The following is a 10,530-nucleotide window of genomic DNA, read 5'->3' as shown; positions in this document are numbered from 1 at the left end:
TATGCGACCGCGCGTGCTGACCGACTATGTCGGCCAGCCGCACCTGGTAGGCGAGGGCAAGCCGCTGCGTCGTGCCGTGGAGGAGAACCAGCTCCACTCCATGATCCTCTGGGGCCCGCCGGGCGTCGGTAAAACGACCTTTGCACGGCTACTGGCGGAACAGACCTCGGCGTATTTCGAGACGCTGTCAGCTGTGGCCGCTGGGGTGAAGGATATCCGGAATGCGGTGGATGCGGCCCGGGAACGGCTGGAGATGAACGGCCAGGAAACCCTGTTGTTCGTGGACGAGGTCCACCGTTTCAACAAGTCCCAGCAGGACGCCTTCCTCCCGCATATCGAGGAAGGCACCGTCATCTTCGTGGGCGCTACCACCGAGAACCCGTCGTTCGAACTCAACAGCGCGCTGCTGTCACGCACGCGTGTGTACGTGCTGCGGGATCTTGAGGAAGCGGATCTTGTGGCGCTGCTGCGGCGTGCGCTCGAAGCGGAAGATGGGCTCAACCAGGCGGTGTCGGTGTCCGACGAGGTGCTTGGAATGATGGCCCGGGCGGCGGATGGCGATGCGCGGCGGGCAATCAACAGCCTCGAGGTGGGCGCGGATCTTGCTCGGGATGAGGGTGGCGAAAAACCCGTCATTGATGAGGCCGTTCTGGGGGAAGTGCTGCAGACGTCGCTGCGGCGTTTCGACAAGGGCGGCGATGTTTTCTACGATCAGATCTCCGCGCTGCACAAGTCGGTGCGCGGATCTGATCCGGATGCGGCCCTTTACTGGATGTGCCGGATGCTGGATGGCGGCTGCGACCCGTTGTATATTGCGCGCCGGCTGGTGCGCATTGCCAGCGAGGACATCGGTAACGCCGACCCCAGGGCCCTGAGCCTGAGTATGGAAGGATGGCAGGTGCAGGAGCGGCTGGGGAGCCCGGAAGGCGAGCTGACACTGGCGCAGGTGGTGACCTACCTGGCGCTGGCGCCCAAGAGCATCGGCGTCTATCGGGCGTTCAACGAATGCATGGCCCTGGTGCGCAAAGACCAGGACCGCCCGGTGCCGGTGCATCTGCGCAACGCGCCCACGAAACTGATGAAGGAACAGGGCTATGGCGCGGAATACCGCTATGCCCATGATGAACCCGAGGCGTTTGCGGCGGGTGAGAGCTACATGCCGGAAGCGCTCCACGGCACGCGCTTCTATGAGCCGGAACCGCGTGGCCTGGAACAGAAACTGGCGGAAAAGCGCGCCTATCTCGATCGGCTGAATGCCGCGAGCGACCGGCAGCGCTATCCGGAAGGAAACAACAACTGACGACTGGACAAGAGAGCATCATGCTGGATCCCAAATGGGTGCGAACCGATCCTGACACCGTGGCTGCCCAGCTGGCACGGCGCGGTTATGAGCTGGACACCGGGCGGGTGCGTGAACTGGAAACCCGCCGGCGTGACCTCCAGACGCGGACCGAGGAACTCCAGGCGGAGCAGAAACGCCGCTCCAAGGCCATTGGGGAAGCCAAACGCAACGGCGAGGACGCTCAACCGCTGATGGACGAGGTGGAATCCCTCAAGCAGCAGAAGGCGGACGCCGAACACCAGCTCAGGGAGCTCCAGGCGGAGCTCAACGCCTTCCTCGAGGGGATTCCGAATGTGCCGGATGAGACGGTGCCCGAGGGGGATTCCGACGAGGACAACGTTGAGATCCGGCGCTGGGGCAAACCCGCGGAACCGGCCTTTGAACCGGTGGATCATGTGACCCTGGGCGAAGGCCTTGGGGGTATGGACTTTGCTGCAGCCGCCACCATCGCCCGGGCACGGTTTGCGGTGATGCAGGGTGGGGTGGCGCGCCTGCACCGCGCGCTGACCCAGTTCATGCTGGATCTGCACACCGCCGAGCACGGCTATACGGAAACCTATCTGCCGTACCTGGTGAACAGCGACAGCCTCACCGGTACCGGGCAGCTGCCCAAGTTTGAGGAAGATCTCTTCCGGATTGACGGTGATCGGGATCTCTACCTGATTCCCACCGCCGAAGTGCCCGCCACGAATCTGGTGCGGGACAGCATCCTGGGGGCAGAGGAACTGCCGAAGCGGATGGTCTGCCATACGCCGTGCTTCCGCAGCGAGGCCGGGGCCTATGGCAAGGATACCCGGGGGATGATCCGTCAGCACCAGTTCGAGAAGGTGGAGCTGATTCATATTGTGCGGCCGCAGGACTCCGATGCGGCGCTGGAAGCGCTGACCGGCCATGCCGAGACGGTATTGCAGCGCCTAGAGCTTCCCTACCGGGTTGTGACGCTCTGTGGTGGTGACATGGGCTTTGCGGCTGCCCGCACCTACGATCTGGAAGTCTGGCTGCCCGGGCAGTCCGCCTACCGGGAAATCTCCTCCTGCAGCAACACCCGGGACTTCCAGGCCCGTCGGATGCAGGCACGCTGGCGCAATCCCGAGACCGGCAAGCCAGAGCTGGTGAACACACTCAATGGCTCGGGCCTGGCGGTAGGGCGCGCCCTCGTGGCGGTCCTGGAGAACTATCAGGAAGCAGACGGCCGGGTCCGTATTCCGGCGGCACTGAAGCCCTATATGGGCGGCATCACTGAGCTTGTACCGGAAGGAGCCTGAAGCCAATGGTGACGCAGTGGGTGAAGGATCGCCTGAGAAGCCTCCTGCCTCCGGGCAGGACGACCTCCACGGAAATCCAGCGGGGCGGCGAGGTCTATCTGGTGGGGGCAGGACCCGGGGACCCGGACCTGCTCACCATCAAGGCGCTGCGCCTGCTGCGAGAGGCGGATGTGGTGCTGCATGACCGGTTGGTCTCGGAGCCCATTATGGCCCTGATCAATGAAGGCGCGGAGGTCATCCATGTAGGGAAGGCGCGCTCCAATCACAGCGTCCCCCAGGACCGGATCAACGAGCTTCTGGTGGAATACGCACAGGCCGGAAAGCGGGTCGTGCGACTCAAGGGCGGGGATCCGTTCATATTCGGACGTGGCGGCGAGGAGATCGAACGTCTGGCGGAACACGGTGTGCCCTTCCAGGTGGTGCCTGGCATCACGGCGGCCCAGGGTTGCTCCGCTTATGCCGGGATACCGCTGACGCATCGTGATCACGCCCAGTCGGTGCGTTTCATTACCGGCCACCTGAAGAATGACAGCACGGATCTGCCCTGGCAGGATTTCGTGCAGAACCGGCAGACACTGGTCTTCTACATGGGCCTCGTCGGGCTTCCGGTGATCACGCGCGAGTTGATTGCCCATGGCATGCCGGCTGAAACGCCCTGCGCACTGGTGTCCAAGGGGACCACACCGGATCAGCAGGTTGTCAGCGCCACCCTGGAGTCCATTGTGGAGGCGGTTGATGCGGCCGGGGTGCGTGCCCCGACCATCATCATCGTGGGCGATGTGGTGAGTCTGAGAGGTCAGCTCGGCTGGCTGGAGCAGATGCCCGCCGAGCCGGAGGCGTTCAGCCCCGGTGACGGTGGGGAATCAGGTCCCTGAGTTCGTCCCGCATCTGACGGATGGCCTTCTCGGTGGTTTCCCAGTCGATGCAGGCATCGGTTACGGAGACGCCGTATTCCATCTCGTCCATGGCGGCAAGCTTCTGTTTGCCCCAGTTGATGTTGCTTTCGACCATCAGCCCAATGATGGACTGATTGCCTTCCTTGATCTGATGGGTCACATCCTGCATGACCAGTGGCTGCACTGCTGGATCCTTGTTGGAGTTGGCATGGCTGCAGTCGACCATGATGGCATTACGCACATCCGCCGCTTCCAGCTCCTTCTCACAGAGGGCGACGTTCACGGAATCGTAGTTCGGGCTTCCGCCGCCACCGCGCAGCACCACGTGGCTGTAGGGATTGCCTTTGGTCCGCGTGATGGCCACCTGGCCATTCTGGTCGATGCCCAGAAAACTGTGGGGGTTGGCGGTGGAGTTCATGGCGTTGACTGCTACATCCAGGCTGCCGTCCGTGCCGTTCTTGAAGCCGACGGCCATGGACAGGCCGCTGCTCATCTCCCGATGGGTCTGGGATTCGGTGGTGCGCGCACCGATGGCGGACCAGGCAATGGTGTCCTGCAGGTACTGTGGCGCCGTGGGATCCAGGGCTTCCGTGGCCGTGGGCAGGCCGAGCTCGGCAATATCGAGCAGCAGCTTACGGCCAATGTAGAGGCCACGCTCGATATCGAAGCTGTCGTCCAGGTGCGGGTCATTGATCAGACCCTTCCAGCCGGTAGTGGTCCGCGGTTTCTCGAAATAGACCCGCATGACAAGAAAGAGGGTGTCGCTGACCTCGTCCGCCAGCGCCTTCAGGCGCCGGGCGTAGTCCAGAGCGGCATCAGGGTCATGGATCGAGCAGGGGCCGACAACCAGAAACAGGCGCGGGTCCTTGCCATCGAGGATATTGTTGATGGTCTGACGACCTTCCAGCACGGTCCGCCGCGCTGCATCGGTCAGTGGCAGCTGCTCCTTGAGCGCCGCCGGCGTGGTCAGTACCTGTTGTTCCTCAATGTTGACGTTCTCGATGTCGCTGCTTGCCATCACTGCCTCTTGTTCACCCATGCACGGAAACGGGCCGTTATAGTGCGTCAAATCCCGCGGTGATGCAATCCGGCGGCCCTCTGTGTACTGGTCGCCGTTCGTTGCCTGGTTTAAGGTGTATGCCAGACACCCATGACCGTGCAGGGCAACGTGTGAGCCTGATTGAATCCATCATCACCGAGTTGCGGATACCGGATCTGCCGTATCCGGTGGGGCAGTCCGCGCCGGATGACAGTTCCCGCTGGCACAGTACTCTGTCGGAGGCCTGGCAGGCTGGCAGTGACGAACGGGTAGTCACCCACCTTCAGCGGACTGATGCCGTCTGGAGCATGCGTCAGGTCAACGCCGCCTATCTGGCGGATCGGATCATGAACGTCTTTCTGCGCCGTTCAGGCCTTCATCCCTACCTGGTGCACCGTGCGGCGCGACTGCGTTTCTGGCTGGCACTGGACCTTGAGGCGCGTGGTGCTGAAGCAGTCTCCGAGCAGCGCCCGCTTCACCGGTGGCTGGACAGCCTCCAGGCATTGCGGGGATGGAGCCGGACCGGGGGGCGTTCCGATAGACCGGTGGAAAGCCATCTTGCGGCTATGGAACAGGCGGTGGGCGAGGCGTTCCGCGGCGGGGAAGAGCCACTTGAGGCCTGCGTCAGTGACTGGCTGGAACAGATCAGCCACCAGGCTGAACAGGCCGAGCGTGTGGCGCAACGGCTGTGGCAGACCGAGTCCGGCGCGGCCGGCCAGCGCGCCGCGGAGCAGGCAGTGCGGGCGGCGCTTTCGCGCACCTGCCGGGGGCGGCAGCTCCCCGCCAGCCTCTGGGCCTTCATCGAGGATGACTGGCGGGTACTGATGCGTCGGGCGGCTCTGGAACACGGCATTGATTCCGAGCCCTGGCGCCATGCCTTCCGCCTTCTGGAATGGCTGATCTGGGTTGGGGATGGGAATCTGTGTGGCCAGGACCGGAACCGGCTCTATCACGTCGGGGAACAACTCACTGACAAACTGGTGCAGGTGGTCACCCTGGTGGAGGGGCGTGATCCGGATCCACAGCGCTTTGCACCGGTGGATGCGCTTCTTGCCAGGCGCCTGCGGGATGAAGCGGTGGAGCAGGAGGCCGCGAGCATACCGGAAGCGGATCCGCGCTGGCTTGAGAGACCCGATGAGGCTCAGGGGGATGAGGCCCGTAGCTGGGTGGGCAGCTGGTATCTGTACGAGGCGGATGGCCAACAGATCCGACAGTTTCTGACCGGTTTTCTGGAGGAAACCGGCGAGGTGCTCTGGACCAATGCCCGGGGCGCCAAGCTTGATATCGAGCCCTTCCGGTCGGTCAGGGAGCGATTTGAGGCCGGTGAGCTTACCCATCTGCCGGAAGCCTACCCCTTTGCCGGCGTACTCAGTGATACTCTGGACAGCCTCCAGCGAGTACTGGAGTCCCAGAGAAAGCAGCGCGAAGAGGCGCGGGACAAAGCACGGGAGGAAGCGGAGGCTTTGCGCCGGGCCCAGGAGCAGGCGTTTGAAGAAGAGCGCCAGCGGGAGCAGGAGCGCGAGGAACGGGAGGCCCGTGAGCGGGCGGAAGCGGAAAGGGAAGCCCGGGATGAGGCCGAGACACGGCGCATCAATGACGAAGCGGAAATCCGGGAGAAGGTGTTGGCGGAAGTGGATCGTCTGGAGGCCGGAAGCTGGATCCAGCTTGGCAGCGGGGAGGAAGCGCTGCGGCTGAAGCTGGCGTTGCGTATCAGGGCTTCCGGAAAACTGGTGTTCGTGGACCGGTACGGTCTCAATCGCCGGGAGATCCTGCGCGAAGATCTGGCCACCCGTGTACGGGATGGGGAAGCGCAGCTGCTCAGTGAAGGCGCTGAGTTTGCGGATACGCTTTCCCGCGTTGTGGGACGACTGCGGGTGGGGCGCTGATGACAGGAACCTGGAAGCCGGAAGACGGAGAACAGCGGGACGAGTACCGGATTGCCGGGCGTATTGTGGCGGATCTCCAGGTGGCGGACGGTGTGGGTGACGAACCACCCCGCTGGCTGCGCTGCCGCACACGGGACATCTCCGCCAGTGGCCTCAGTGTTACCGCGGACGAGCCGGTTGTGGAAGGGGCTCTGCTGAATCTGAAGGTGACGGTGGATGACAGCGCCGTTCACTCGCTGCTGACCGAGGTACGTTCGTGCCGGGAGTGGGCGGATGGCTTCTGGCGGGTTGGTCTTGCGGTGCTGGATACGGGTGACGACAGCCTTCCTGCCTGGAAGGAGACTGTCGCCATCCTGCTGGAGGCCTGAGCCCTTCAGTCCTCTATCGGGTTCATGCCCATGTTGCGGAATCCGGCATCCACATAGATGACCTCGCCCGTTATACCGCTTGCCATATCGGAGGTCAGGAAGGCCGCCGTGTTGCCAACCTCCTTTGTGGTGACATTGCGCTGGAGGGGCGTGCGCTTTTCATTCTCCGCGAGCATGCGCCGGAAACTCTTGATGCCTGAGGCCGCGAGGGTCTTGATGGGGCCGGCTGAAACGGCATTCACGCGGATGCCTTCCGGACCCATGGAGGCGGCCAGGTAGCGGACGCTGGCTTCCAGGCTGGCCTTGGCCAGACCCATGACATTGTAGTTGGGCAGAACCAGCTGCGAGCCCACGTACGTCATGGTCAGGATGGAGCCGTTCCGCCCCTGCATCAGAGGCCGTGCTTCGCGGGCCAGCGCCGTCAGGCTGTAGGAGCTGATGTCATGGGCCATCTTGAAGCCTTCACGGCTGGTTACATCGGTGAAGTCGCCGTCAAGCTCTTCGCCGGGAGCGAAGCCCACCGAGTGCACCAGGATGTCGAGGCCACCCCAGTGTTCGTTGAGGGACTCGAACAGTTCCGCGATCTGCTGATCGTCGGAGACATCGCAGGGGAACACCATGTTGCTGTTCCAGCTCTCGGCAAAGCCTTCCACCCGGGATTTGAGCTTTTCGTTCTGATAGGTGAGCGCAAGCTCGGCACCCTGTTCATGCAGTGCCTGGGCAATGCCAGTGGCGATTGAGTGTTTGCTGGCGACGCCGACGACCAGCGCTTTCTTTCCGTCCAGTATTCCCATGCTGACCTCAGTGTGTGTTGCGTATGTCCACGTACAGCTTAAGCCGCTGTCCGGGCTGAAGATAGTCCTGTGTATTGATGTTGTTCCACTGGGCGATCTGGGAGACGCCCACGTTGAAGCGGTTCGCGATGTGGCGGAGGGAGTCGCCGGAGCGCACCGTATAGCCCACGCGCCGGACCATTTCACGGCGTTCGCTCCGGGGCTGCTGCTTGTCTGTCCAGATGGCGAGCGTATCCCCGGGCCGCAGGGTGTCGCCGGGCGCCAGATTATTCCAGCTGGCCAGTTTGCTGACGGCAACATCATGCGCACTGGCGATATCCCAGAGCGTGTCTCCGGCGTTGACACGGTAGTCAATGCGGTTCTGCCCCTTGTTGCCGGAGGCAGCCTGGCGTGCTGCCCTGCGGTTGGATTCGCTCAGGGTATAGGCATTGCTGGCGTTGCCGGCAGATGGGATCAGCAGGCGCTCGCCCTTGCGGATGGTGTGGCCCCGGATGTCGTTGTGCTGGCGGATCACATCGGGGGTCGTATTGAAGGAACGTGCAATGCTGATCAGGGTATCGCCACTCTGGATGGTGTAATTGCGCCAGCTCACCCGCTGGTCCTCGGGCAGGGTGGTCAGCGCTTCCCGGAACCTGTCCGCTGAATCGGCGGGTACAAGCAGTCGGTGCGGGCCGTCCGGAGCCGTCGCCCAGCGGTTGAAGCCGGGATTGAGCCGATAGATCTCGTTCACTCCGACTCCGGCCATGCTGGCAGCCTGTGCCAGATCCAGCTGGCCGCCGATATCCACCACCTCGAAGTAGGGATCATCCGGAATGGGTTCAAGCTGGATACCGTGGGCTTCCGGGTCCGCCACGATACGGGCCAGGGCTATAAGCTTGGGCACGTAATGACGGGTTTCTCTCGGTAGATGGAGGTTCCAGTAGTCCGTGGGTCTTCCCTGGCGCTCGTTGCGTCGTATGGCACGCAGTACCCGGCCGGCACCGGCATTGTAGGAGGCGAGGGCGAGTTCGTAATCGCCGTCGAATCGCCCCGATAGCCGCTCCAGGTAGCTCAGAGCGCCCTGGGTGGCGCTGATGATGTCACGGCGCCCGTCATACCACCAGTTCTGCTCCATGCCGAAAGCGCGGCCCGTGGCTGGAATGAACTGCCAGATTCCGGATGCCCGGCCATGGGAATAGGCGAACGGATCATAGGCGCTTTCGACCAGCGGCAGGAGTGCCAGTTCGCCGGGCATGTCCCGCTTCTCGATCTCGCGGATGATGTAGGGCAGGTATCGGCGGGCCCTTTCCGCAGTCCGGTCCATGTAGGACTGGTTACGGCTGTACCAGGCGAGCTGGTCGCGCACGCGCTCGTCGTTGACATCAAGATCAAGCTTGAAGCTGTCCCGCAACCGGTGCCAGACCGTGTCATAGCCGTCATCCGTTTCGTCGGGCCCATCTTCGGCTTTTCTCTGGTGCTCGGGGCGCAGCGCTCCATCGTTGCGCACGTCGGCATCCATCCGCGCGGCCCGGGTAATGGGCGGTGGATTGCTCTCAGTACTGGCCCCCTGGGGCTGGAGACTTTCGCAGCCTGACAGCAGTGGCAGGCTGATGGCTGAAAGCAGGCATAGGAGCGGAACGTAATGCATAGGGACAGCCGGTTGGTTGAAGCCTGTGACAAACCCGGTTCACACAGCGTATCGGGATTCTAGGAAGGGCCCTGAGTACCGTCAATTAAACCGGGTAAGTTTTAATGTGGGTTCTGTTAAAAGCGGTTTTCAGCCGCGGAAACCGTCCTTCCACTCCCGGATGATGCCGAAGATGCGGTCCCCGTCGAGCCCGTGCTCGCCGGCCCTGGTTTCCGCCGAACTTACCACGGCCGGGTCATCCCAGCGCAGGAAGGGGTTAAGGCGGCGTTCCTGCCCGAGGGTGGTGGGGACCGAGGGCTGGCCGGCTTCACGCAACCGTTCAACCTTGGTCTGGTATTCCGCAAGCTCTGTGTCGTCCGGTGTGACGGCGCGCGCAAAGGCGACATTGGCGCGGGTGTATTCGTGGCCGCAGCACACCAGAGTGTTGTCCGGCCATTCGCGGAGTTTTACCAGGGAAGCGCGCATCTGTGCGGGGTTGCCCTCGAACAGCCGACCACATCCGCAGGCGAACAGGGCATCACCACAGAGGGTTATGGGTTGGCTGAGCCCCGGGCTGTCGCTGTTGAAGGCAATGTGATCACGCGTGTGTCCGGGTACGGCCAGGATCTGGAATGACAGCGCCCGCCAGCCCAGGGTGTCACCTTCACGCAGGGGGTTGGTGATGCCGCCAAAGGGTGAATCCGCAGGGCCGTGCACGGGCACCCCGCTGTCGCCGATCAGCTTGCCCACCCCCTGGGTGTGGTCCGGGTGGTGATGGGTCAGGAGAACCGCCTCAAGCGTCAGGCTGTTGCGCTCGAGGAAATCCAGGGCAGGGGCTGCTTCGCCGGGATCCACAATCAGCGCGGCTTTGCTTTCTGTATCATGGATGCACCAGATGTAGTTGTCGCTGAGTGCGGGGATGGCATCGATCTGATAGCTCATAGCGGACTCCGTTACTGGATTCACCCCCATTATAGGAAAACCAGAGCCTGTGACGAGAGCGCACTTGCCAGCTGTGGCGCAGGGCTCGACAATTGCGCTGCGGACAGGGGGAATCAGTATGAACGCAGAGGCATTCGCACACTGGCTCGGAACCGGGCTGGGTTCGGCTCTGCTGAACCAGGAACAGGCCTGTGTGGCGACGGCCATGACCCGTGTCTTCGGTACACGCCATCTTGAGGTTGGTCTGGATTCGGCACTGGCGGTCACACCACGCCTGCCGGAGGGGCAGCAGCCACAGGTGCTGCCCAAAGTGAACTCTGATACGGATCGCGGGCCGGTCATCGCCAGGCCCGAGGAGTTGCCCTTCCACGATGACTGGATGGACTCGGTGG

General features: G+C 63.0%; 9 protein-coding genes and 1 pseudogene. 6 read left to right on the top strand and 4 right to left on the bottom strand.

The genetic code is table 11. The features are described 5' to 3' along the window. The first annotated feature begins 1 nt into the window (after window position 1). The 3 genes and pseudogenes from QZ501_RS13690 to cobA form a co-directional block, all read left to right on the top strand. A complete protein-coding gene (locus QZ501_RS13690) occupies window positions 2–1,300 on the top strand; it encodes a replication-associated recombination protein A (protein ID WP_295720272.1) in 1,299 nt (432 codons plus the stop codon). A gap of 20 nt (window positions 1,301–1,320) precedes the next feature. Continuing rightward, window positions 1,321–2,607, top strand: coding sequence for a serine--tRNA ligase (serS, locus tag QZ501_RS13685; RefSeq protein WP_295720269.1), 1,287 nt, complete (start codon window positions 1,321–1,323; stop codon window positions 2,605–2,607). Window positions 2,608–2,693: 86 nt separating this feature from the next. Beyond that, a pseudogene (gene cobA / locus QZ501_RS13680) lies at window positions 2,694–3,482 on the top strand (uroporphyrinogen-III C-methyltransferase); the annotation flags it as partial. Here the strand turns inward: cobA and QZ501_RS13675 are convergent. Further along, window positions 3,448–4,521 carry a 3-deoxy-7-phosphoheptulonate synthase gene (locus tag QZ501_RS13675; RefSeq protein ID WP_295720267.1) on the bottom strand — a complete coding sequence of 358 codons (1,074 nt, stop codon included), beginning with the start codon at window positions 4,519–4,521 and terminating at the stop codon, window positions 3,448–3,450. The pseudogene cobA and the gene QZ501_RS13675 sit on opposite strands and share 35 nt — an antisense overlap. 152 nt (window positions 4,522–4,673) lie before the next feature. Between QZ501_RS13675 and QZ501_RS13670 the strand changes: the two genes are divergently transcribed. Together QZ501_RS13670 and QZ501_RS13665 are read left to right on the top strand one after the other, a co-directional pair. Next, a complete protein-coding gene (locus QZ501_RS13670) occupies window positions 4,674–6,428 on the top strand; it encodes a DUF1631 family protein (protein WP_295720264.1) in 1,755 nt (584 codons plus the stop codon). Further along, window positions 6,428–6,796: a PilZ domain-containing protein gene (locus tag QZ501_RS13665; protein WP_095616750.1), complete on the top strand. Its 369-nt coding sequence runs from the start codon at window positions 6,428–6,430 to the stop codon at window positions 6,794–6,796. Before QZ501_RS13670 ends, QZ501_RS13665 begins: the two co-directional genes overlap by 1 nt. A 5-nt stretch (window positions 6,797–6,801) precedes the next feature. Here the strand turns inward: QZ501_RS13665 and QZ501_RS13660 are convergent, their stop codons facing one another. The 3 genes from QZ501_RS13660 to gloB all read right to left on the bottom strand — a co-directional run bounded on the left by QZ501_RS13660 (window position 6,802) and on the right by gloB (window position 10,138). Next, window positions 6,802–7,590 (bottom strand): enoyl-ACP reductase, encoded by a 789-nt coding sequence (locus QZ501_RS13660; RefSeq protein WP_151439613.1) that lies wholly within the window; start codon window positions 7,588–7,590, stop codon window positions 6,802–6,804. Between the two features lie 7 nt (window positions 7,591–7,597). Next, complete coding sequence (locus QZ501_RS13655; protein ID WP_095616752.1) at window positions 7,598–9,217, bottom strand: LysM peptidoglycan-binding domain-containing protein; 1,620 nt, start codon at window positions 9,215–9,217, stop codon at window positions 7,598–7,600. 129 nt (window positions 9,218–9,346) lie between these two features. Continuing rightward, the gene (gene gloB, locus QZ501_RS13650) at window positions 9,347–10,138 is read right to left on the bottom strand and encodes a hydroxyacylglutathione hydrolase (protein ID WP_295720259.1); all 792 of its coding nucleotides are present in this window, start codon (window positions 10,136–10,138) and stop codon (window positions 9,347–9,349) included. Window positions 10,139–10,256: 118 nt separating this feature from the next. Between gloB and QZ501_RS13645 the strand changes: the two genes are divergently transcribed. Next, the coding region (locus tag QZ501_RS13645) for a hypothetical protein (RefSeq protein ID WP_295720257.1) at window positions 10,257–10,530 on the top strand (274 nt) is incomplete at its 3' end.

The organism is uncultured Halovibrio sp., assembly GCF_913056445.1.
GTDB classification, from domain to species: Bacteria; Pseudomonadota; Gammaproteobacteria; order Pseudomonadales; family Oleiphilaceae; genus Halospina; species Halospina utahensis_B.
Note: the sequence above shows the minus strand (reverse complement) of the source record. Positions and strands in the feature narration are given on the sequence as shown.